Below are 21,665 nucleotides of genomic sequence, written 5' to 3' on the forward strand. Positions count from 1 at the left end.
GCTCGGCAGCACTATTGATTCCTAAGCAACCTAAGCCTTATTTGGAGCCGATATGAAAGTACTAACTCCCGCTACAGCAAAGAGGAGTTTGCACGGCGCGGCGATGAGATTTACGATCGCGATATCAAACCCCACGTTACTCACGGGGACGATGGCAAGTTTGTAGTCATCGACATTGAGACCGGTGACTATGAGATGGATCGTGATGAGATTGTCGCCCATGACCGCCTTGAGTTGCGCCGCCCTAACGCGCAAGTTTGGCTCACGAAAGTTGGCCGAGGTTACGCTCGTCGCTTTCGGTACCGTTCGGCGTCAGCATAAGAGAGCAAAACAATGTCATCGATAACAACGCCGTACGAACATATCGTGGTTGAAGACAAGGGCGTCGCCGTCGTTGCTGACTCTCGCATGAAAGTAGCGCAACTGGTCTCGGAAGTGATGGCTTATGGTTGGAGTCCCGAAGAGCTCCACTTCCAGCATCCTTACCTTTCCTTGGGACAGATTCATTCTGCGCTGGCCTACTATTGGGATCATCAGGAAGAAATTAGTCAGCAGATTGAAGACGACTTACAGTACGCGGACAGAATGCGGCGGGCAGCCGGGGAACTGGCCAATCGAGTTGAGTTCCTGCCTTTGTGACTATCGATCCCGCGTGAGGAACCCGAATGCAAAGAATCTCAGAACTTCACATCAACGGAAACAAGCTTCGAATCAATGCCGACGCTGATCGCAGCCTGCTCAGCGTCTTGCGCGACGATCTGGATCTGACCGGCAGCAAGTACGGCTGTGGCGAAGGCCAGTGCGGCGCATGTACCGTCCTCATCGACGGGCAAGCGACTCGCTCATGCATCACTAAGCTGGGCGCTGCGGCTGGAAAGAAGATCATCACAATTGAGGGTCTCGAAAAGAACGGCAGGCTGCATCCTCTGCAGGAGGCTTTCGTCGAAGCAGATGCGCTGCAATGTGGCTACTGCACACCTGGAATGATCATGTCCAGCGTCGCGCTGCTCAACAAGAATTCGAGCCCCAACGAGCAGGAGATCGTTCGATTCATGGAAGGCAACATTTGCCGCTGCGGGACCTACCCTCGAATCGTGACCGCAATCCGCAAGGCCGCGCAGTCGATGAAAGGAGGTGGAAGGTGAGCGAGCAACACTTCATCGACGATCCGATCGAGGCCGAGCGCTACGAACTCTTTGACGAGCCGCAGTATCACTTCAGCCTCGACCTTGATCGGCGCAACTTCTTCAAGCTTCTCGGCGGCGGGATCGTGTTGGTGTTCACGCTTGACGCCTTTGCTTCACAGGAGTCCGGACGACAGGAAGGTGAGTCGGGAGGGCGTCAAACTCGAGCGTCCACGCCGAAGGAGATCGCGGGGTGGCTGCACATAGGTGAAGACGGCGCCGTCACCGTCTATACCGGCAAGGTTGAGTTCGGTCAGAACATCCGCACGTCGCTCTCTCAAGTAGTAGCCGAAGAGCTTCGCGTTCCGGTCGGATCGATCCGGCTGACGATGGGCGACACCGATCTGACTCCCTTCGATATGGGAACGTTCGGGAGCCGCACAACGCCTACGATGGCTCCGCTGTTGCGAAAGGCCGCCGCCGCCGCGCGCGAGGTGTTGATCGATCTGGCAGCCGAGGAGTGGAAAGTCGATCGCGCTTCGCTAGCGTTGAAAGATGGAAAAGTCATAGACGCGCGGTCGAAGCAATCGCTCGATTTCGGCAAACTGACAAAGGGACAAAAACTCCTGAAGGTCATCCCGGAGAATGCGCCCACAACTCCGCCGGCTAACTGGACGATTGCAGGCAAGTCGGTTGCTAAAGTAGATGGCCGGGCCTTCGTGACCGGAAAACATCGCTACACGTCCGACACCAGGCGCGCCGATATGCTGTTCGGCAAGATAGTGCGTCCCGCCGGGTTCAGCGCTTCACTTGAATCGGTCGATGCGCGAGAAGCCGAAGCGTTGCCGGGCGTAAAGGTGGTCCGCGATGCCAACTTCATCGGAGTCGCGGCGCCGACCGACCAGACGGCGGCGCGCGCGGCCAGTGCGATCAAGGCTGTATGGAAAGTACCGCCGCAGCCGTCATCAAAGGAGCTTTTCGATTACCTTAGAAAACACGCAGCCGAGTCGCCGCGGGCCAACCTCAGCGGCTCGATCGCGGAGGGACTGGCAAGCGCCGACAAGAAGCTGGAGCAGACCTACACCGTGGCTTTCATCGCTCACGCGCCGATGGAGCCGCGCGCCGCGGTCGCTGAATGGAACAAGGGAAGGCTCACGGTGTGGACCGGAACGCAGCGGCCGTTCGGAGTTCGTAGCGAACTCGCCGAAGCGTTTAGGATTCCCGAAGAGCGCGTACGGGTGATCGTGCCCGACACCGGCGCGGGATACGGCGGCAAGCACACCGGCGATGCGGCAATTGAAGCGGCTCGGCTGGCGGAAGCCGCAGGCAAACCCGTGAAGCTGGTGTGGACCCGCGAAGAGGAATTCACCTGGGCCTACTTTCGTCCCGGCGGAGTCATTGACATCTCGAGCGGTGTGCGCGACGACGGGACGATCACCGCGTGGGAGTTTCACAACTACAACTCAGGGTCCTCGGGCATTCAGCATCGCTACGACATCCCCAATCAGAAGATCGTGTTTCACCAGGCGAAGTCGCCACTGCGTCAGGGTTCATATCGCGGGCTTGCGGCAACGGCGAATCACTTCGCGCGCGAGACTCACATGGATGAGCTGGCGGCGGCGGTCAAGATGGACCCGCTGGACTTCCGCCTGAAGAACCTCAAGGATGAGCGATTGAAGGCGGTGCTGACTGCTGCCGCGAAGGCGTTCGGTTGGGGCAAGGCGAAGAGCGCTGCCAACTGTGGATACGGAATCTCCGCTGGATTCGAGAAGGGCGGATACGTGGCCGCGTGCGCGGAAGTCTCGGTCGACCGGACGAGCGGAAAGGTCAAGCTTGTGCGGGTCGTCGAGGCGTTCGAGTGCGGCGCGATCATCAACCCGGACCAGCTCAAGAATCAGATCGAAGGATCAATCGTGATGGCGATCGGAGGCGCGCTGTTCGAAGCGATCGACTTCGAGAAGGGGAAGATCGCCAACGGCCGCTTCTCACGCTACCGCGTTCCACGCTTCAGCGACGTTCCGCTGATAGAAACCGTATTGGTCGATCGCAAGGACCTTCCCTCTTCGGGCGCAGGCGAAACTCCGATCGTTGGGCTCGCTCCGGCAGTTGGCAACGCGATCTTCGACGCAACCGGTATCAGGTTGCGGTCGCTTCCGATGGCGCCGAATGGGCTGAAGGCGTAGGAACTGCTTGAAATCGAGTCGAGCGATGGTCCGCTCAATTGGTTCGGCAAATCCGTTTGTTGCGAGGTAGAATGCTTTCAGTTTGAAATGGAGAAGGCGGCTTACTAGAGTCGGCGCGTAAAGGCCGAGACTATGAGTGAACAGGTCACAATTCTAGTATCCGATCAAGTGGTGCGCCAAGCAGCGACGGTAGCGTCGCAAACACACCGCCGAGTCGAAGACGTTCTGGCAGAGTGGCTGGAGTCGCGTGTGTCCGACTTACCCGTCGAAGCGCTATCAGACAGCGAAGTGCTACGGTTGACCCATCTTCAGCTATCAGACGATCAGCAGTCGGCGCTGAGCGAGCTGCTGGAGCGGAACAGTGAGAACAGGCTCGATGAGCAAGACCGGCGGCACTTGGATGAGATGATGCGAGTGTACGAACAAGGTCTTCTCCGCAAGGCGCAGGCCCTTCGCGTTGCGGTGCAACGAGGACTGATCGAACCCTTACAGGCATGAGTCCCACCAATGTCCATCCAGACTCGAGGTGTAAAGGTATAAAGACGATCTGAGCTTTCACGTCACGCGTCTGCCTCAAGCTCAGGTTGTCAAGGCTCACCCTCTCCTCTACAATTTCTCTTTCTTCACACACGAAGATTCCTCGCCGTACAGGCGTAACCCGAAGAATTCTGTAGGAGGCTGTTAAAACGCTATGTTGAAGTTCCTCAGAGGGCGCAAGCGATCGCGCAATGCGGTGTTGATAATTTTCATCGGGCTGTTGACTCTCAGCCTTGTTGCTCTGTTCTCAGCGTCCGGGACCGGCTCCGGCGTGTTCGGAGGCGCTGCGGGCAGCGACACCGCGGTCGCCAAAGTCGGCAAGTACGAAGTGACCGTTAGGGAGCTAAAGGATCAGCTTACTTACTTCGGTCAGCAGGTCTCCCAGGGACAAGGCCGGAACCGCAACGACGATATCGGGACGCTGTTCGATATGTATGGCCCGCAAGTGCTGGACAGCCTTATCCGCCAAAAACTGGTTCTTTACGAGGCGGAACGTTTGAACCTGGGCGCGAGCGACAGCGAAGTCCAGTCACGGTTGAAGCAAATGTTCAACCCGTGGCCCGGCCCCGAGCAGTACCGCTTGCGATTGCAGCAGTATCAACCCGGTATGACGCCGGTGCGTTTCGAAGATGAGCTTCGCGCCTCGATCGCTCAGGAACACCTGCGCAGCTTCATCACTGCGGCCGTTGAGGTCGACCCCAAAGAAGTCGAGCAAGATTACCGCCGCAACAATACGACCAACAGCGTGCGCTGGGTCGAGGTTGATCCGAAGAAGTTTCTCGACAAGGTTCAGGTCAGCGAGCCTGATTTGCGCGCATACTTTGAGGCTCGCAAGAGCGACTTTGGTATCAAAACGGAACAACGGCGTGCTCGTTACATTTTCGTCGACCAGAACAAGGCTGGAGAGGCGATCCAGGTACCAGACGACGAGCTTAAGCAGGATTTCAGTCCGGAGAGGTTCATCAAGCAGGTGCGTGTGAGTGAAATCGTCTTGAACGTTCCCAAACAAGAGTCGGCCGAGGGCAAAGATAAAACCGCCGAGAAGAAGCCGGGAGTCACCGAAGAGGACATAAGGAACAAGGCGCAGGGCATCGTGAAGCGAGCACAAGGCGCGGAGGGCCAGCCCGCGGAAGATTTCGCGAAGCTCGCTCGAGATTTCAGCGAAGACGCGAAGACCAAAGCCAAGGGCGGCGATCTCGGCTGGATTAACAAAGACGACAAACGCGAAACTGACGACCCGCTCAACCGCGTCTTCACGATGCAGAAGGACGAAACGAGTCAGCCCGTAAAAAAAGGCGACAAGTACTACATACTAAGAGTTACCGACCGCCAGAACCCCACTTTTGCCGATGCGCGAGAGGAGTTACTCAAAGCGGCGCGCTCGCGCAAGGGCTACTCGAAGGCGGTCGAGATCGCCACCGAGGCTGAGCAACAGTTTAAAGAAACCAAGAATGCCGAAGCGGCCGTCGCCGCAATCAACAAGAAGTTTGGCGCCCAAACGTCCTCGGTGAAAGAGACCTTGTTTTTCTCCGAAGGCGAGACGTTGCCGGATCTGGGTAACGCTCCTGAATTCGAGTCGTCGCTGTTCGAGCTTCAGAATCCTGGAGACATTGGCGACCGAATGAATGTCGACAAAGGATTCGCGATCGTCCAGTACGTTGAGAAACGCGACCCGCACGACCCGGCTTTCGAAGAAGTGAGCGCGAAGGTCGATAAGGCTTACCGCGCCGCGAAGGCCAAGGAGCTTGCGGCCGAGCGGGCCAACGAGCTTGCAAAGGCTCAGAACATCGATGAGCTTAAGAAGATGACCGGGTCAATGGGCTTGAAGCTCGATGAGCGAGGAGGGCTGACCGGCAGCGATTCAATCGGTCCATTGGTGAGCGAGAGCAGCCGCTCGCCTATCTACAAGCTCGATATCGGCGCGGTGACCAAAGACCCGATCAAAACCGACAGCGATGTGTATGTAGTTGCCGCGATCGAAAGTCGCAAGGAAGCCGATATGGGCGACACGTTTCAGAAAGAACGCAAGTCGATTGAGCAACGACTGCTGGACGAAAAGCGAAACACGTTCTTCTCAACCTATCTCTCAATGACTCAGAAGCAGTTGAAGGACGAGGGCAAGATCAAGATCTACGACGAGGTGATCGCGGCGGCGGTAGAAACAAGCGCGCCGTCGGCAGCGCCGGGCGGCCAGCCTAGCCTTCCTAGTCCAACCGGCGCTCGTCCTCGACGCACGCCACAAGGAGCGCAAGGCTCCCCCGGGACCCTGCCTCGCCAGGGGCGCTAGAGCGTCGGGATGCGGCGCTTTGTAGGGAGTAGTGTTTACGCACTTCATTAGGAAGAGCGTCTCGATAGGTCGCCTTAGTCCACACGCTGCCGCAGCGGCTTGAAACTTGGGCTGCGATCTTCTATCCTCGCGCTGAAATTCAGGCCCAACTCTCTAGGCTTGGAGAAAGCCTATGCGCTGTTCACTCCTCGTCGTGTCGCTCAGCCTGGTTTGCGCCGGGTCTATTCTTGCTTCTAGCGCGAACGCACAGTCTTCGGCATCGAGTGAGCAAACCAGCTCGCCGTCCAGCCCTTCAATCGAGAAGAAAGAGGCAAAGACCTACACGCTTCCGCCTGAGAAATACGAGAAGGCGGTGGCTTACTCGAGAATTCAGTACGGGCTTCACTTTGCGGGTGTCGCCTACTCGCTTCTTCTGCTTTTCGCCATCCTTTCGCTGCGGATCGCACCGCTGTTCCGCGATTGGGCCGAGCGTGTTTCGCGCCGGCGCTTCGTTCAAGCGCTTGTATTCGTGCCTCTGCTTCTGCTCACACTCGACGCGCTCGAGTTGCCCCTGGCGGCTTATCATCATCACCTTGCCGTGAAATACGACATATCGGTTCAGGGCTGGGGCTCGTGGTTCTGGGATTGGACCAAGGGTGAGGTGATTCAGTTCGTCATCGCGTCAATTCTGGCCTACATTCTCTATGGCGCAATCCGGCGGAGCCGGCGTCGCTGGTGGCTGTACTTCGGACTTGCCTCGTTACCGATCCTGGTCTTCTTATTATTCATATCGCCGGTAGTGATCGATCCGCTGTTCAACAAGTTTGAGCCACTTGAGGCCAGTCGGCCGTCGCTTGTTGCGGAGATCGAGAAGGTTGTAAAGCACGCCGGCCTGGACATCCCCCGCGAGCGGATGTTTGAGATGAAAGCCAGCGAGAAGGTAAACGCAATCAACGCATACGTGACTGGCGTTGGCGCGTCGAAGCGAGTAGTCGTGTGGGACACGACTATCGCCAACATGACGACCCCGCAAACTTTGTTTGTTGTCGGGCACGAGATGGGTCATTACATGCTCGGACACATGCCCAAAGGTATTGCGTTCGCTGGAGCATTGATAATCGGAGTGCTGTTTCTGGTTCATCTCGCGGTAAACCGGACACTGGATCGCAGGCATAGGCGGTGGGCGCTGCGCGGATTGGACGATTGGGCTTCGCTTCCAGCGCTGCTGCTGTTCACTTATCTGTTTTTCTTTTTTGCCGAGCCGGTGTTCAACACCTTCAGCCGCTATCAAGAGCACCAGGCGGACGTTTATGGGCTGGAGGTGATCCACGGAATAGTGCCTGACTCTTCCGAGACAGCCGCCGAAGCATTTCAGACTCTAGGGGAAGTCGATCTGGCGGATCCGAATCCGAGCGCGTTCATCAAGTTCTGGCTGTACAGTCACCCGCCGCTCGGAGAGCGTGTGACGTTCGCGCATGAATACGATCCGTGGTCAAAGGGTCAAGCGCCGATGTTCGTGCGATAGCGTTCCTGGGAGCGCAGGCATCCCTGCCTGCCTCTTTGCTCCAACAACTACTTTCTCTCTCGCACAACATGCCGCGCAGGCAGGGATGCCTGTGCTCCCAGGAGCCTTTCTACCCTTCTGAAATCTGGGGGGACGACGAACGCGTCGGGCGCTGCCTCGATGCGAACGTCTTTACGATCGGTTATCACTATTGCTGCTCCTTGCCCGGCCTCGCACTCGATCCTCAAAGCGAGCCCCGCAAGGTCGTCTGCTCTGAACCTTCTGGTTATCTCAGTATGTCCGTCCTGGAAGCTCGCTCGCTCCTCGAACACTTTGCACGGATGGCCATCGATCACCACAGCCGGCAGCATTCGAGTCTCGACGCTTGCGGGTGCCTGTACATCGTCGAAGTAATGGTCGATAGCTTGAACCATGCTGTCCGTCGCATCGGAACCTGGAGCATTCTGCGCGCTGGAGGGAAGGTGTGGATCGGCAGCGCGCGCTTGAGATTCACGCAAGTGACCGGTCTTAGTCTCCATCTCAACATAGGCTCGTTCGTCGAGATCGAGTAAGAAGGCTTTCCCAAGATCGGGCCGCCATATGAGCGCGCGATTCCGGCCTTGTTCCGTCCATTCTACCCGGCGCTTTTCACCTGACCGAGCCTCGCGAGTGATGCTCGTCTCGCGCGTTGTCCCGTCCTCAATGGTGCGAACGACGGTCGCCGAGTACTGCTCCGGCTCGCCTGCCGGTTCGACGCCGGCCTCGCCGCCGCCGAGCTGCCGATGGGTGCGACAGGCATTCGTCAGCGCGACCGCTAGCGTCGTGATCAGGATAAACAGGATCGAAGCGACTCTAGCTTTCCAGCGCGGAACCATATGCCGATTCTATCATCTCGGCGCCTTGCCGTTCGCGGGGTGGGTCACTCGCAGCAGTGCAGCAGATATGGACTGAGTCTAACGAAAACCGAAATGAAAGAAGAAGGCGCCGGGCCGCGTTTCCCTGGTTGCATTAGGGAACGGCAGTGCGGCCCGGCTGAGAGGCGAGAGGGGAACTTACGAGCGGGGGTCTGTGGGGCAGCCCCGCGATTGCAGGACAGGCCGCCCCGGAGGTTGAGAACTTAGTGGGCCGCAGTCATCACGACGACCTGACCTCCGCCGTCGAGTCGAGCCAGATGCTCCTGGCTGCGAACGCAGCGCACCTGAATGCGATCGTTTCGGCGCGCTTGCCAGAACTCCGGCTCGCGGACATTCTTGTTCATACCGAACGTGATCTTGAACGTCTCGCTCTTGGGCACGTTCACCAGGTAGAGTTTGTCCGACCACATATCGGCAACAAGCATGGTGCGGGCTTTCTGGTCGATCTGAAGGACGCGGCCTTCGACGATCAGATACTTGCTGGAGCGCTCGCTTTTCGGTGCGCTCATCGCGAGAGACGCGAGAGCCAGCACGAGGGTCACTGCCAGAGCGACGTTTCGTTGTGTCATGCGTTTCATAAATGATCGGTCCCCTTTCTTCCGACTCGTTCTTAAATTTGGGGCGAGGCTTGAAGGCTTCGGCCTCGCCCCGAGCGGTTGACATCTTCGGAAGACGTGCGCAGTCTACCTCCAGCGCGAGATCGGTTGTAGAGGGCTTCCCGCAAATGTTCGGGATGCGACCCGCACAATAAAACTGTGGGATCCCGCAGTCCGAATGGCAGCTCTGCATCGTACTGCTGTTGACGGAGAATTGGCTTTGAACACCCAGGGTGAACTAATCGAAGGGCTGCTTCAGTTTGTGACGCTGGCTGAAGGCGAGCGCAAGCTACTTGCGGCCGATCTCCACGATCAGACGCTGTCGGACCTTCGCGAGCTTGCAAGACTAGCGCGGCGCTTGTTCGAAAAGCCCGAGGACGCTATGACGCAAGAGGTGCGCAACGGACTCGCCAAGCTCATCTTTGGCCTGGAACAAACAATGGATGAAGTGCGCCGCGCGATGGAGAACTTGAGCCCGTCGGCGCTTGACACGCTCGGGCTCGTCCCGGCGATCGAGAGTTGTCTTACTCGCACGTCACAGTCCTGCGAGCGTCCATTCTTGACCCGGTTTGCCTGTCCCGCGAAGATGGACGATATCAACTTTTCTGAAACGGAGCAGCTCTTGCTTTATCGAATCGTGCAGGAAGCGCTCAACAATATCTCCAAACACGCCTCGGCGCGGTTCGTCGAGATCGTGATAATGCGGGAAAGCGACGGTCTACTAATCAGAGTAAGCGACGACGGGCGCGGGATGACGATATCGGGCGACCTGCGCCGAGCCCGCGGAATTGACAACATGCGTTACAGGGCGCGCCTGATCGGCGCCGAACTGACCTGGCTGCGGGCCACCGGCAGGCGAGGCACCGTAGTCGAATTGCGGCTGCCGATAAGAAGTAGAGATGATGCGTGATGCGTGATTCGTGATGCGTGATTCGTGATGCGTGATTCGTGATGCATGATTCGTGATGACTGAGCACCTCATCCGGTCACGCATCACGCATCTCACGCATCTCGCATCACGGATCACGTTTCCGGTCTTTTCCTATGAGCATACTGATTGCCGAAGACATGGCTTTTCAGCGCGATTATCTTCGCGCGATTATTACCGACAACTTCGCCGACGCGGGGCCGGTGATCGAAGCCAGTGACGGGAACAGCGCCGTCGAGCTTGCGCTTAAACACCATCCCTCGCTTGCGGTTCTCGACATAAAGCTGCCGGGGCTTTCGGGCGTGAAAGCCGCGCGGCAAATATGGGCCGAGCTACAACTGGCCCGGATTATTTTCTGGTCTCAATACAAGGACGAGATCTATATTCGAGAGCTAGCCCGCATAGTGCCGGGCGAAACGGTCTACGGCTATGTGCTCAAGTCATCGCCCGATGAAAAGCTGATAGCAGCGTTGCGCGCGGTGCTCGTCGATGAGCAATGCTGGATCGATCCGGAGATTCGCTCGGTCCAGTCACGAGCGACGAACCGCACATCGGGCCTGACCGATATCCAATACGAAGCTCTGGTAGACATCGCGCTCGGATTGACCGACAAAGCAATCGCCCGCCGCAGGTACCTGAGCGAGAGAGGCGTGCAGAACCGGCTGCGCGAGCTTTACTCCAAGCTCTCGATAGATATCGAGCAGATCGTCGACGAACGATGGGGGAGCACCTACAGCCCGCGTTCGCGAGCGATGTCAATCGCGATGCAGCGCGGGCTCATCAACGCCGACGAGCTCGCGCGCGAGAACGAAGCGCTTCAGCAATGGCTTCAGCGCGAGAACGCGCTGCCAACCTGAAATTCTGATAAGAGTTGAGAGTTCAGGGTTCAGGGTTCAGGGTTCGGGGTTCAGGGTTCGGGGTTCAGGGTTCAGAGTTCAAGCTTTAGCTTGCTCGTCTTGACCACCAACAACCTTGTGTTGACTGCTCATATCTAACCCGCGCCAAGACAAGAGCAAGCTAAAGCTTGTACTCTGAACCCTGAACTCTGAACCCTGAACCCTGAAGTCTCTAGCTTGGTTTGATGCTACGGGAAAACACAGTCATCTCTCACTATCGAATCCTGTCTCGCATAGGCGCGGGCGGTATGGGTGAAGTCTACCTTGCCGAGGACACGCTCCTGGGCCGCCGCGTTGCGCTCAAGCTGCTGCTCGCGGAATTCAACAGCGATGAAGACAGACTGCGCCGCTTCGAGCAGGAAGCACGCGCTGCCTCCGCGCTGAATCACCCGAACATCATCACGATCCACGAGGTAGGCTCTGAGGCCGGCTTTCGTTTCATCGCTACTGAATTCATCGAAGGCGAAACCGTACGCCAGCGCCTGAGACGTGAGCGGCTGGGCTTGCGTGAAGCCCTCGATGTGGCCAGTCAGGTCGCCGGCGCCCTGGCGTCGGCCCATCGCGCCGGAATAGTTCATAGAGACATCAAGCCTGAGAACGTGATGCTGCGTCCAGATGGAATCGCCAAGGTGCTCGACTTTGGCGTCGTCAAGCTCACCGAAAAGTTTGCCGAGCACCTGTCGGGGCCGCAACCCCCCGGGTCTGAAGACAAATCCGAAGACAAAGAGGTGGCTACGCTGGGACTCGTCACCACCGAGGCAAACATCGTGATGGGAAGCCCCAACTATATGTCGCCAGAGCAGGCGCGGGGGTTCGCCGTCGATGCCAGAACCGACGTCTTTAGCCTCGGCGCGCTGACCTACGAAATGCTCACTGGATCTATGCCCTTCAAGGGCGCTTCGGTCAGCGACGTGATCGTGTCGATACTCGAACGGCAGCCTCCGCCGCTTTCGGAGTGCTTACCGGAAGCGCCACCCAACCTGCAGGCCATCGTGACTAAGGCGCTCGCGAAGGACAGAGAATCGCGATATCAGAATGTCGACGATCTGCTCGACGATCTCAAGCGACTGATGCGCAGGTTAGACCTCGAAACAGGCCTCGATGATTACCCGCGCGCGGGCAACAGGGACGCAACCGGTCAAACCGGACAAGCGCGATCGACCGGTCAGGAGTTCTCTGTTCGAAGCGATCAAGTCCTGACAGTCCGGGCAACGTCGAGCGCCGAGTACCTGGTCACTGAAATCAAACGTCACAGGCGCGGTTTCCTGCTTGCTTCGATGCTGACCCTGATCATCGCCGCGGTCATTGCTTATTTCACTCTTTCCGGCGGGTCACATCCGATCGACTCGATTGCGGTGTTGCCGTTCGCAAACATGAGCGCGGATGCCAACACCGAATACCTGAGCGAAGGTTTGACCGAGAGCCTTATCAACAACCTTTCGCAGTCGCACAAGCTGAAGGTGATGTCGCGCAACTCAGTCTTCAAGTACAAGGGTCAGGAAGCCAACGCTAAGGCCGTCGCCCGCGAACTTGGCGTACACGGCGTGTTGACGGGGAGAATCGTTCAGCGCGGCGAAGACATCTCTATCAATGTCGCGCTGATCGACGCGCGAGACGACACACAAGTTTGGGGCGCGCAGTACAATCGCCGGCTATCAGACCTGTTTACGCTGCAGGAGGAGATCGCAAGACAAGTCTCCGAGAAGCTTCAACTCCGCTTGAGCGGCGAGGACCAGAAGCAATTAACCAAGCGATACACCGGCAACGCGGAAGCGTATCAGCTTTATCTGAAAGGCCGCTTCTATTGGAACAAGCGAACCGAAGAAACGATGAAGAAGGGCGTAGACTACTTCAATCAAGCGATCGAGAAGGATCCGGCCTACGCGCTCGCGTACGCCGGGCTGGCTGATTGTTACGCGTTGCTCTACGAATACAGCGCCGCGCCGTCCAGGGATCTCTATCCCAAAGCCAAGGCCGCCGCCATGCGTGCATTGGAACTTGACGACAACCTGGCGGAGGCTCACACATCGCTGGCCGCGGCTTATGAGTATGAATGGAACTGGGAAGAGGTAGAAAGGCAATACACTAAAGCGATTCAGTTGAACCCGAATTACGGGACCGCGCATCACTGGTACTCGGCTTACCTGATCAGCAGGAAAAGATTTGATGAGGCGATTAGCGAGGCTCGAAGAGCACTCGAGCTTGACCCGCTATCCCTGATCATCAACACCGCACTCGGACGCGCGCTTCACAGCGCGCGCCGATACGACGAGGCGATCGAACAGCTCCGCAAGACTGTTGATATGGATCCGAGCTTCGCCGAAGCACACTTCCATCTTGCGCTGGCTCACGAAGGGAAGGGAGCGTATGAAGACGCAATCCGCGAGTTCGAGAAATCTCTTGAGCTGTTCGGCGACAAATCGATGAAGGCCTGGGTCGCCCGAGTGTACGCGGAGTCGGGGAAGAAGCAACAGGCGTTGAAGGCGCTGGCAGAAGTCATGGCGTTGTCGAGACGCGAGCAAGCATCGCCGTTCGCAATCGCGACTCTCTACGCCGTGCTTGGCGACAAGGACCGTGCTTTCGAATGGCTCGAGAAGTTGTACACCGAGCGCAACTACTACGTTGTGTTTCTCAACGTCGATCCGGCGCTGGACGGCTTGCGAGATGACCCGCGATTCGCCGATCTGCTGCGGCGGATCGGGCTTGTTTAGGTTCCCACCGATCAAGAGTGGTGAGATGATAAGTGCGACGAGCACTCTTGTCCGAGCATGGAGAAATGGAAAACAAATCTTGGTCCTCCGAGCATTCAATTGTCGGGGCTGCAAATATGGGTACATAGCCGCCAGTTTCCGGAAGCAAACGACTACTCCGATGGAAACTGGGTAAATGTGACTGTTCATTGCGGTGCTAGCGGTGGAGACGTGTGGGTGACAGGCCCGATAATACATCTTCCGGAGATAAGGCTTTGGGCAGACGCTTGCGAAAAGATGTATCAGACGCTTTCAGGCGAAGCAAGCTTGGATTGTATGGAACCAGAGCTATCGATAGAACTCCGCGCAGAGGAACTCGGACACATCTCAATGAAGGTATCAATAACACCTGACAACCTAACGCAAGAACACACGTTTCAGTTTGAAGTAGACCAATCTTATCTTGCAGACCTGGTTGACGACTGTCGTAAGACACTGACGCAATACCCGATTATGAATGAAGCCGAATAGGCTACAACAAAAGCGCCCCTCCGGGAGGCCCTTCATGGAGCGCGGGCATCGGAGCGCAGACAGGCTTGCGGCGGGGTTCTTGTTGACTCCGCAAATCGCCGTATGGTAAACGTTCCGCCATGTCAGCAACGGCCCTGCTTGGCTTGCCGTGGCAATCGGCGGCTTCCGGATCAAACCTTGGGCGGTTCTCATCCATAACACCTCTTCAAGTCATCCTTAGTAGTATTCAAAACGCGCTCAACAAGCCGCCCACTGTGGCCTACAACTCTCGCTCAGGAGGTACTCATACCGTGCTATGGCTGCAACAAACGTCTCGTTGAAACGACCCGCTTTTGGCGGCACGATGCGCACCGGCGCGTGGTGGCTTCAGCCGCTGCTGGTCTTCCTGGGCTTGTCCGCGTTCGTCGCTTATTCAACCTGGGCGGCGTTTCAGGGTGATCACTATCGCTTTGGGCCTTACCTGTCGCCGTTCTATTCGCCCGAACTGTTCGGTGATCCGCTTCAGAGCTGGTTCGGGGCGAAGCCAGCCTGGTTTCCGGGATGGTTACCCTGGTCGCCCGCGCTGATCATCCTCTGGGCTCCCGGCGGGTTTCGACTGACTTGCTACTACTACCGCGGCGCTTACTACAAGTCGTTCTGGGCGGACCCTCCTTCGTGCGCCGTCGGCGAGCCGCGCAGGCATTATCGAGGCGAGCGTTCCTTTCCGCTGATTCTCCAGAACGTCCACCGATACTTTCTCTATCTCGCGCTGTTGTTCATAGTGATCCTCGCGCACGATGCGTGGAAGGGCATGTGGTTCACGAACGGGGCCACCGGCCAGGTCTCGTTTGGTATCGGCTACGGCACGATCGTGCTGACGGTCAACGCCATTCTACTCGGCGGCTACACCTTTAGTTGCCACTCGCTTCGCCATCTGGTTGGCGGAGGTTGCGACCAGCTCTCTAAGATGCCCATTCGTCAGAAAACTTACAATTGCGTTAGCTGCCTCAATCGACGGCACATGCTGTGGGCGTGGATGAGTCTGTTCTGGGTTGCGTTCTCCGACATCTACGTGCGGCTCTGTTCGATGGGAATCTGGTCGGACCGGAGACTCTTTTGATGACCGAATACCAAACATTCGAACACGACGTGCTGGTGATCGGAGCGGGCGGCGCCGGTCTGCGAGCCGCTATCGAGGCGTCGGCGAGCGGGGTGTCCGTCGGGCTTGTCTGCAAGTCGCTTCTTGGAAAAGCTCACACCGTTATGGCGGAAGGCGGCATCGCGGCGGCGCTCGCCAACGTCGACGAGCGCGACAACTGGAAGGTGCACTTCTCCGACACTATGCGCGGTGGACAATACGTCAACAACTGGCGGATGGCCGAACTGCACGCCAAGGAAGCACCCGCGCGAGTCCGCGAGCTGGAAGCATGGGGAGCGGTGTTCGATCGCACCCCCGACGGCCGCATCCTTCAGCGCAACTTCGGCGGTCATAAGTATCCGCGGCTGGCGCACGTGGGCGACCGCACCGGGCTCGAGATGATTCGAACGCTCCAGGATCACGGGATTCATCAAGGGATCGACGTGCATATGGAGTGCACCGTGCTGACTCTCCTCAAAGACGGAGATCGAGTCGTGGGCGCGTTCGGCTACGATCGCGAGCGCGGCCGTTTCAGGCTTTTCAAAGCGAAGGCGATCGTGCTGGCCACCGGCGGAATCGGCCGCGCGTACAGGATAACGAGCAACAGTTGGGAGTATACCGGCGACGGCCACGCGCTCGCCTACAACGCGGGCGCTGAGTTGATCGACATGGAGTTTGTTCAGTTCCATCCGACCGGGATGGTTTGGCCGCCTAGCGTCGAAGGCATCCTGGTAACCGAAGGAGTGCGCGGGGAAGGCGGCGTGTTGTTGAACAGCATGCGAAAGCGGTTCATGTTCGACGAGATTCCGGACAACTACAAGAGCCAGACCGCAGACAACGAAGAAGAGGGCTGGCGCTACACTCAGGGCGACAAGAATGCGCGCCGGCCGCCTGAGTTATTGACCCGCGATCACGTTGCCCGTTGCATCGTGCGCGAGGTCAAAGAAGGCCGGGGGAGCCCGCACGGCGGCGTGTATCTGGACATTTCGTGGATCAGGAAGAGGCTTTCAAAATCCGAGGAGCACATCAAGCGAAAGCTTCCGAGCATGTATCACCAGTTCAAACAACTGGCTGACATCGATATCACCCAGCAGCCGATGGAAGTTGGACCGACGACGCATTACATCATGGGCGGCATTCGAGTGGACGCCGATACGCAGATGTCCGGTGTGCCGGGGCTGTTCGCCGCGGGCGAGTGCGCGGCCGGAATAAACGGGGCGAATCGACTGGGCGGCAACTCGCTGTCGGATCTGCTTGTGTTCGGCAAACGCGCGGGCGAGTTTGCGGCGAAGTTCGCGAGCGATCACACTCAAGGTCAGATCGACGCCCGGCAAGTCGAAGAATCAGCGCGGCGCGCACTCGAACCGTTTGACCGCGCCGGCAGCTCGGACCCAACCGCGCACGGTCCTTACGCGATTCAGCTCGATCTTCAGGAGATGATGCAGGAACTCGTCGGCATCGTTCGAATAGAAGATGAGATGCAGCGCGCGTTGGAGGGAATCCAGCGCCTGTGGCAGCGAGCCTCTCGCGTAGCGGTCACCGGCAACCGCGAATACAATCCGGGCTGGCACACCGCGCTCGACCTGTCCAACCTGCTGACGGTTTCCGAAGCGGTCACTCGTTCAGCCATCGAACGAAAAGAAAGCCGAGGCGCGCAGTTCCGCGACGACTATCCCGCGAAGGACCCGGAATTCGGAAAGGTCAACATCACGGCCAGTAAGGACGCCGGCGGAACCATGAGAGTCAGCCGCCAGCCGATTCCGGAAATGCCGGCGGAACTCAAACAGGTCATAGAGGAGATGGGGTAATGCCTAAAGCCGTATTCAAGGTCTGGCGCGGGGAGGCCAATGCCGGCAAGTTCGTCGACTACACCATCGAGACCGTTCCGGGGATGGTGGTGCTGGACGCCGTTCGTCAAATCCAGGCCGAGCAAGCGAACGACCTCGCGCTGCGATGGAACTGCAAGGCCGGCAAGTGCGGCTCGTGCTCGGCCGAGGTAAACGGCATGCCGAGGCTGATGTGCATGACACGGCTCAGCCAGCTTCCGCTCGACAAGCCGGTGACGGTCGAGCCGATGAAGGCCTTCCCGCACTTCAAAGACCTGATCACCGATGTCTCCTGGAACTACGAGGTCAAAAAGAGAATCAAGAAGTTCAAGCCGCGCACTCCCGACGCGGCCGACGGAACGTGGCGAATGAAGCAGGAAGACATCGACCGCGTTCAGGAGTTTCGCAAGTGCATCGAATGTTACCTGTGTCAGGATGTGTGTCACGTGTTGCGCGAGCACGACAAGCACCAGGAATTCATCGGGCCGAGATTTCTGGTTTACGTAGCCGCCCTGGAAATGCACCCGCTGGACACCGAGGACCGATTAGAAGAGCTGAAGGAGACGATGGGAATCGGCTACTGCAACATCACCAAGTGCTGTACGAAAGTATGCCCGGAGAACATCACGATAACCGACAACGCGATCATCCCGCTCAAGGAACGGGTGGTCGGTAAGTTCTATGATCCGTTCGCGCGCCTCGTTCAACTCTTCCGCCCGCGCAGGTCGGGTCAATGAAGTCCAGGAGTAACGATAGAGTTCAGAGCATAACCTTTAGGGGGTGCGCGTCAGGGTTTTGCGCATCAACCTCTGACAGAGACTATGAAAACTCCGGAAATACCACCCACGGCAGTGGGTGGATTGTTCAAGCCCAGCCTACGAAGTGAGCCGCCGGCCCCTTTGTTTTTGTTATCTCTCTCTCCCCTCGCGCCGCGAGGGGAGAGAAGGAGAGGAAAAACAGGAATCCCGGTGCGCCCCTTTGTAGGCTGGGCTTGAACAATCCACGCACTGCCGTGGGTGGTATTTCCAGAGTTTTCAATGCGCGAAAACCTGACGCGCACCCACCTTTAGGTTGCTCAGCGACGGCCGCAGGCTAAAGCCTGTACTCGGAACAAAGCAGGAGTCACGCCATGTTCGAACTAAAACCGCTAAACAAAGACGCGATCCCGGCAGCGCTCGACAAGGCGATGCGATACCGGCTGCTCAACGAGCCGGGCGCCGCCGAGAGCATCTGCTTGGATGTTCTGGAAATCGATCCCGATAACCAACAAGCTCTGGTCACACTGCTGCTGGCGATGACCGATCGCCTGGCGACAGGCTATTCGGTAGGCGACACCCAGGTCCAGGAAGTGCTCGGTCGGCTGACCGATGGGTACGAGCGGACTTATCACAACGGAATCGTGTGGGAGAGGCGCGCGAAGGCGAGGCTCGCGAAGGGTTCCCCAGGGGCGCACTACGCGGCTTACGACTGGTTCCGCGAGGCGATGGAATGGTTCGAGAAAGCGGAAGCTATTCGTCCCGCCGGAAACGACGATGCGATATTGCGATGGAACTCCTGCGCGCGAGTGATTATGAGTAACAATCTGAGTCCAAGGTCGGAGGAGTACGCGGAGCATTTTCTGGAGTAGTTAATTGCAATCACAATTCGCATGTGATGCGGAAGTCGCTGTAAGATATATAGACCGATGACTACACAATACGAAAACACGCCGCCGATGACTAAGGAAGAGCTTCTCGCTTACAAGGCGGGTTACGAAGAAGTCAACGCCCTTGAGATCGAAGAGCTTCGCTCTATGAGTTTTGAGGAGAAGTTCGAGCACGCGGCGGCGCTTATGGACTCGGCTCGTCAGCTGGGCTGGACTGAGGCGCTGACGGCTGAGGATGCTGACGCAAGAGCGCTATGGATTCGTCTCAAGAGGGCGTACTCGGGTGGCAGATGACCTTCATTCCGTCCGCCTAATCGGGGCAGTCGCCGACCTTGTGGCCTGGCTGAAAGATCTGGCGGTTCCCGGGGCCGTGATCGGAGGGCTTGCGGCCAACCTTTTGGGCCGGCCGAGAATAACCAACGACGTTGATGCAGTAGTCCTCCTGGGAGACTTGCACATCGACGCATTCCTTACAGCCGGCAACCGCTTTAACTTTGCGCCCCGCATCAGTGATGCAGCAGCATTCGCTACGAGGAATCGAGTCTTGCTTCTGGTGCACAACCCAAGTCACACTGACGTGGATATCTCGCTGGGCGTTCTCCCGTTTGAACGAGAGAGTGTCGATCGGGCATCGATCGTAACGGTGGCTGGCATTTCTTTCCCGCTGATCTCGCCTGAAGACCTAATCATCATGAAAGCTCTTCCGCGCCGGCCGCGCGACGTGGCCGACATAGAAGCGGTTCTGGACGCGCACCCAGAACTGGATCTCGATCGAGTTCGCTACTGGGTCAGCCAGTTCGCTTCGATCCTTGAAGCGCCGGAGATTCTTGATGATCTGGAAAGGATACTGAACTGGAAGCAGCGTCAGTCATTCAGAAAGTGATGAGTCATGCAGCGCGATAAATGCGAGTATTGCGAGGGATTGGTAGAGGAGGCGGTGCGGCGCGTTCCGTTTCGTTACAAGAAAGAAACCATCTACGTCGATAATGTTCCCGTGCGGGTTTGCCGGAGATGCGGAGAAGTCTATTATGAGGCAGTCTACAAGAAACTCGAGAAGATCGCCGAAAACCGCAAGCAGATCAAATCTAAGGTCACGTTCCCGTTGGGGGATTATCGAATGGCCGACGCTCAGTGAGATATAGCTTTGAGTTAGTTTTGGCATACGCACGCGCACCGATGAAATAGTTGAAAAAACCGGAGCGATTCGACCTCCGGGAAAACGACGATGCAATTCTGCGTTGGAACTCCTGCGCGAGAGAAGGGCGCGACTTAGAAATCGGATTATACGGAAGGAGCGGTCTGGCTAATACTTCTGAGAGGCTACGTCAGCTCTCGAAACGCAAGCTGTTCAATGATCAGAGATTAATCAATCACGATCGTCCCAACGGCGGATTGGTTTATACAGAAGGAATCTTCTGGATAAAAGTATTATACAGTTTTCTGTCGAATTCATGTTAGCAGGCGGCTCGTGGAAGTTGGATGTAGCGGGACTTTGTCGTATTCACTTTGGGAGGAAGATACACTATGCCGGAAGATTACACTCGAATAGAAGTTTATTCTGGAGTTACCGTGGACCTCAGAGAGGTGGATGGTCACTTTCAATTGAGGCATGTAGAAAGCCAATCAACTGCCCCTTCAGAGTGGCAGACCTTAACGAAGGCCGACATTCTTAATTATGCTGGTCGTTGCAATGCGGTAAGCGATTGGCTCATCAAACATGGCGTGAATCCAACCAAGTTGCTGGAAGAGTCTCGCCTAGAATACTCCGGGGTGAAAAAAGGCACACCCGATTACCTAGAAGTCGGAAAGACCTACTTAGCTGCACTGAAAGCTATGATCAATATCAAAACATCTTTCTGGCGTGGAACATTCACGGTTCTATCGAACACCACTTTGGAACAACAGGCCGAAGCGAAGAAAGCTGACGATGCCTTAATAGAAGACATGAAAAAGCGAGTTGATGAGATAACGAAAGAACTAAAGGAGTATGGCTTTCAATCTCCTGAAGATCACCAGGCGGCCTGCTAACTTCTCATTCCAAGCCGAGCGCGGGCAGGCTGTTTGAGGTGAGCGGGTCTTGTTCTCTTCGTCGGTCTTCATCAACGCCCGCGCCGGCTGAATTCGGGCGTTAGGCGGAAACCCTATGGCGAACAGACTCTCTCCGACAATGACCCTCCGCGAGTTCGAAAACGGCTATTGGTATCTCGGCGACCTGAAAGATTTCGCCACCCGGATCGGTATTCCCTCGGCTACGAGGTTGCGAAAGGATGAGCTCGAACGAGCCATTACGACCTTTCTGCGCACCGGCACGGCGAACCTACCGACGAAACGTGCGCTGCGTAAAAGAGGCCCGAAGGACCTCGAACGCGGTCTGAGTCTGAAGTTACGGATCGAGCACTACACTAGCAATCGCGAGACGAAGGACTTTATCGTCCGGGAAGCTAGAAAGGTGGCCCCGGACCTTCGCAAGAAGTCTGGCGTCTGGTATCGCCTGAATCGCTGGCGAGAAGAGCAAATCACAAACGGTAACCGTCCTACGTATGGCGACCTTGTTCGGCAATACGTTGCGCTAAACAGGATGCAGCGATTCGATAAGGTGCCGCAACCTCGATACGTCAACTTCTTCGCCGCGTTCCTCGCTGCAGAGAAGGGCGCCACGCGTTCCGATGCAATTGCTGCTTGGGCGAAGCTAAAAGCCATGGACATTCCCAAGGACTACGCCTCCTGGGCGAAGGCGCAACGAAAGCGCAAGAAGAGATGACATCGGCACGGCCGGCTCGGTAGTGCCATCGTGCGTGTTTGGTGTTCGAAACCTTAGTGGCATGGCGAAAGGAGAACAAGATGCCAGACGTGGTTCCGTTTTTGACCTATGAGGACGGCATTGCCGCCCTAGAATGGCTGGCCGAAG

The 21,665-nt window shown here is 57.2% G+C and carries 22 protein-coding genes; 20 read left to right on the plus strand and 2 right to left on the minus strand.

The window, feature by feature from the left end:
• Nucleotides 1-39 precede the first annotated feature (39 nt).
• From AABO57_14265 to AABO57_14295, 7 genes are all read left to right on the plus strand, one after another.
• Nucleotides 40-321 (plus strand): hypothetical protein, encoded by a 282-nt coding sequence (locus tag AABO57_14265; GenBank protein MEK6286900.1) that lies wholly within the window; start codon nucleotides 40-42, stop codon nucleotides 319-321.
• Between the two features lie 12 nt (nucleotides 322-333).
• A complete protein-coding gene (locus AABO57_14270; GenBank protein MEK6286901.1) occupies nucleotides 334-639 on the plus strand; it encodes a DUF433 domain-containing protein in 306 nt (101 codons plus the stop codon).
• A gap of 26 nt (nucleotides 640-665) precedes the next feature.
• The gene (locus AABO57_14275; protein ID MEK6286902.1) at nucleotides 666-1,145 is read left to right on the plus strand and encodes a (2Fe-2S)-binding protein; all 480 of its coding nucleotides are present in this window, start codon (nucleotides 666-668) and stop codon (nucleotides 1,143-1,145) included.
• Nucleotides 1,142-3,307, plus strand: coding sequence for a molybdopterin cofactor-binding domain-containing protein (locus tag AABO57_14280; GenBank protein MEK6286903.1), 2,166 nt, complete (start codon nucleotides 1,142-1,144; stop codon nucleotides 3,305-3,307). Before AABO57_14275 ends, AABO57_14280 begins: the two co-directional genes overlap by 4 nt.
• A 132-nt stretch (nucleotides 3,308-3,439) precedes the next feature.
• The gene (locus AABO57_14285) at nucleotides 3,440-3,805 is read left to right on the plus strand and encodes a hypothetical protein (GenBank protein ID MEK6286904.1); all 366 of its coding nucleotides are present in this window, start codon (nucleotides 3,440-3,442) and stop codon (nucleotides 3,803-3,805) included.
• 193 nt (nucleotides 3,806-3,998) lie between these two features.
• The gene (locus AABO57_14290) at nucleotides 3,999-6,131 is read left to right on the plus strand and encodes a SurA N-terminal domain-containing protein (GenBank protein ID MEK6286905.1); all 2,133 of its coding nucleotides are present in this window, start codon (nucleotides 3,999-4,001) and stop codon (nucleotides 6,129-6,131) included.
• Nucleotides 6,132-6,303: 172 nt separating this feature from the next.
• Nucleotides 6,304-7,635: a M48 family metallopeptidase gene (locus AABO57_14295; GenBank protein MEK6286906.1), complete on the plus strand. Its 1,332-nt coding sequence runs from the start codon at nucleotides 6,304-6,306 to the stop codon at nucleotides 7,633-7,635.
• Nucleotides 7,636-7,682: 47 nt separating this feature from the next.
• On the opposite strand, the gene AABO57_14300 is transcribed toward AABO57_14295, so the two are convergent.
• Both AABO57_14300 and AABO57_14305 read right to left on the minus strand, forming a co-directional pair.
• A complete protein-coding gene (locus tag AABO57_14300) occupies nucleotides 7,683-8,489 on the minus strand; it encodes a hypothetical protein (GenBank protein MEK6286907.1) in 807 nt (268 codons plus the stop codon).
• 242 nt (nucleotides 8,490-8,731) lie between these two features.
• Nucleotides 8,732-9,106, minus strand: a complete 375-nt coding sequence (locus AABO57_14305) for a hypothetical protein (GenBank protein MEK6286908.1) — start codon at nucleotides 9,104-9,106, stop codon at nucleotides 8,732-8,734.
• A gap of 196 nt (nucleotides 9,107-9,302) precedes the next feature.
• Between AABO57_14305 and AABO57_14310 the strand changes: the two genes are divergently transcribed.
• The 13 genes from AABO57_14310 to AABO57_14370 all read left to right on the plus strand — a co-directional run bounded on the left by AABO57_14310 (nucleotide 9,303) and on the right by AABO57_14370 (nucleotide 21,518).
• The gene (locus AABO57_14310) at nucleotides 9,303-10,034 is read left to right on the plus strand and encodes an ATP-binding protein (GenBank protein ID MEK6286909.1); all 732 of its coding nucleotides are present in this window, start codon (nucleotides 9,303-9,305) and stop codon (nucleotides 10,032-10,034) included.
• A 134-nt stretch (nucleotides 10,035-10,168) separates the two neighbouring features.
• A complete protein-coding gene (locus tag AABO57_14315; protein ID MEK6286910.1) occupies nucleotides 10,169-10,909 on the plus strand; it encodes a response regulator transcription factor in 741 nt (246 codons plus the stop codon).
• Nucleotides 10,910-11,133: 224 nt separating this feature from the next.
• A complete protein-coding gene (locus AABO57_14320; protein ID MEK6286911.1) occupies nucleotides 11,134-13,659 on the plus strand; it encodes a protein kinase in 2,526 nt (841 codons plus the stop codon).
• A gap of 57 nt (nucleotides 13,660-13,716) precedes the next feature.
• Entirely contained in the window at nucleotides 13,717-14,169 is a 453-nt protein-coding gene (locus AABO57_14325; protein MEK6286912.1) for a hypothetical protein, read from the plus strand.
• 295 nt (nucleotides 14,170-14,464) lie between these two features.
• Complete coding sequence (locus AABO57_14330; GenBank protein MEK6286913.1) at nucleotides 14,465-15,268, plus strand: succinate dehydrogenase; 804 nt, start codon at nucleotides 14,465-14,467, stop codon at nucleotides 15,266-15,268.
• Nucleotides 15,268-17,094 (plus strand): fumarate reductase/succinate dehydrogenase flavoprotein subunit, encoded by a 1,827-nt coding sequence (locus AABO57_14335; protein MEK6286914.1) that lies wholly within the window; start codon nucleotides 15,268-15,270, stop codon nucleotides 17,092-17,094. Before AABO57_14330 ends, AABO57_14335 begins: the two co-directional genes overlap by 1 nt.
• Nucleotides 17,094-17,849 (plus strand): succinate dehydrogenase/fumarate reductase iron-sulfur subunit, encoded by a 756-nt coding sequence (locus tag AABO57_14340; GenBank protein ID MEK6286915.1) that lies wholly within the window; start codon nucleotides 17,094-17,096, stop codon nucleotides 17,847-17,849. Before AABO57_14335 ends, AABO57_14340 begins: the two co-directional genes overlap by 1 nt.
• A gap of 392 nt (nucleotides 17,850-18,241) precedes the next feature.
• Nucleotides 18,242-18,739, plus strand: coding sequence for a hypothetical protein (locus AABO57_14345; GenBank protein MEK6286916.1), 498 nt, complete (start codon nucleotides 18,242-18,244; stop codon nucleotides 18,737-18,739).
• Nucleotides 18,740-18,796: 57 nt separating this feature from the next.
• Nucleotides 18,797-19,051: a hypothetical protein gene (locus tag AABO57_14350; GenBank protein MEK6286917.1), complete on the plus strand. Its 255-nt coding sequence runs from the start codon at nucleotides 18,797-18,799 to the stop codon at nucleotides 19,049-19,051.
• Entirely contained in the window at nucleotides 19,041-19,640 is a 600-nt protein-coding gene (locus AABO57_14355; protein ID MEK6286918.1) for a nucleotidyltransferase, read from the plus strand. Before AABO57_14350 ends, AABO57_14355 begins: the two co-directional genes overlap by 11 nt.
• Nucleotides 19,641-19,646: 6 nt before the next feature.
• Entirely contained in the window at nucleotides 19,647-19,892 is a 246-nt protein-coding gene (locus AABO57_14360) for a YgiT-type zinc finger protein (GenBank protein ID MEK6286919.1), read from the plus strand.
• Between the two features lie 389 nt (nucleotides 19,893-20,281).
• A complete protein-coding gene (locus AABO57_14365) occupies nucleotides 20,282-20,785 on the plus strand; it encodes a hypothetical protein (protein MEK6286920.1) in 504 nt (167 codons plus the stop codon).
• Nucleotides 20,786-20,900: 115 nt separating this feature from the next.
• Nucleotides 20,901-21,518, plus strand: coding sequence for a hypothetical protein (locus AABO57_14370; protein MEK6286921.1), 618 nt, complete (start codon nucleotides 20,901-20,903; stop codon nucleotides 21,516-21,518).
• Nucleotides 21,519-21,665 lie beyond the last annotated feature (147 nt).

Source organism: Acidobacteriota bacterium (assembly GCA_038040445.1).
GTDB classification, from domain to species: domain Bacteria; phylum Acidobacteriota; class Blastocatellia; order UBA7656; family UBA7656; genus Onstottus_A; species Onstottus_A frigus.

Excerpts from the sequence above, each read along its gene's own strand:
- AABO57_14270 (MEK6286901.1), top strand. The coding sequence starts at position 334 with ATGTCATCGATAACAACGCCGTACGAACATATCGTGGTTGAAGACAAG.
- AABO57_14315 (MEK6286910.1), top strand. The coding sequence starts at position 10,169 with ATGAGCATACTGATTGCCGAAGACATGGCTTTTCAGCGCGATTATCTT.
- AABO57_14330 (MEK6286913.1), top strand. The coding sequence starts at position 14,465 with ATGGCTGCAACAAACGTCTCGTTGAAACGACCCGCTTTTGGCGGCACG.
- AABO57_14350 (MEK6286917.1), top strand. The coding sequence starts at position 18,797 with ATGACTACACAATACGAAAACACGCCGCCGATGACTAAGGAAGAGCTT.
- AABO57_14320 (MEK6286911.1), top strand. The coding sequence starts at position 11,134 with ATGCTACGGGAAAACACAGTCATCTCTCACTATCGAATCCTGTCTCGC.
- AABO57_14310 (MEK6286909.1), top strand. The coding sequence starts at position 9,303 with ATGGCAGCTCTGCATCGTACTGCTGTTGACGGAGAATTGGCTTTGAAC.
- AABO57_14365 (MEK6286920.1), top strand. The coding sequence starts at position 20,282 with ATGCCGGAAGATTACACTCGAATAGAAGTTTATTCTGGAGTTACCGTG.
- AABO57_14290 (MEK6286905.1), top strand. The coding sequence starts at position 3,999 with ATGTTGAAGTTCCTCAGAGGGCGCAAGCGATCGCGCAATGCGGTGTTG.
- AABO57_14305 (MEK6286908.1), bottom strand. The coding sequence starts at position 9,106 with ATGAAACGCATGACACAACGAAACGTCGCTCTGGCAGTGACCCTCGTG.
- AABO57_14335 (MEK6286914.1), top strand. The coding sequence starts at position 15,268 with ATGACCGAATACCAAACATTCGAACACGACGTGCTGGTGATCGGAGCG.
- AABO57_14285 (MEK6286904.1), top strand. The coding sequence starts at position 3,440 with ATGAGTGAACAGGTCACAATTCTAGTATCCGATCAAGTGGTGCGCCAA.
- AABO57_14370 (MEK6286921.1), top strand. The coding sequence starts at position 20,901 with ATGGCGAACAGACTCTCTCCGACAATGACCCTCCGCGAGTTCGAAAAC.
- AABO57_14340 (MEK6286915.1), top strand. The coding sequence starts at position 17,094 with ATGCCTAAAGCCGTATTCAAGGTCTGGCGCGGGGAGGCCAATGCCGGC.
- AABO57_14295 (MEK6286906.1), top strand. The coding sequence starts at position 6,304 with ATGCGCTGTTCACTCCTCGTCGTGTCGCTCAGCCTGGTTTGCGCCGGG.
- AABO57_14300 (MEK6286907.1), bottom strand. The coding sequence starts at position 8,489 with ATGGTTCCGCGCTGGAAAGCTAGAGTCGCTTCGATCCTGTTTATCCTG.
- AABO57_14325 (MEK6286912.1), top strand. The coding sequence starts at position 13,717 with ATGGAGAAATGGAAAACAAATCTTGGTCCTCCGAGCATTCAATTGTCG.
- AABO57_14360 (MEK6286919.1), top strand. The coding sequence starts at position 19,647 with ATGCAGCGCGATAAATGCGAGTATTGCGAGGGATTGGTAGAGGAGGCG.
- AABO57_14275 (MEK6286902.1), top strand. The coding sequence starts at position 666 with ATGCAAAGAATCTCAGAACTTCACATCAACGGAAACAAGCTTCGAATC.
- AABO57_14345 (MEK6286916.1), top strand. The coding sequence starts at position 18,242 with ATGTTCGAACTAAAACCGCTAAACAAAGACGCGATCCCGGCAGCGCTC.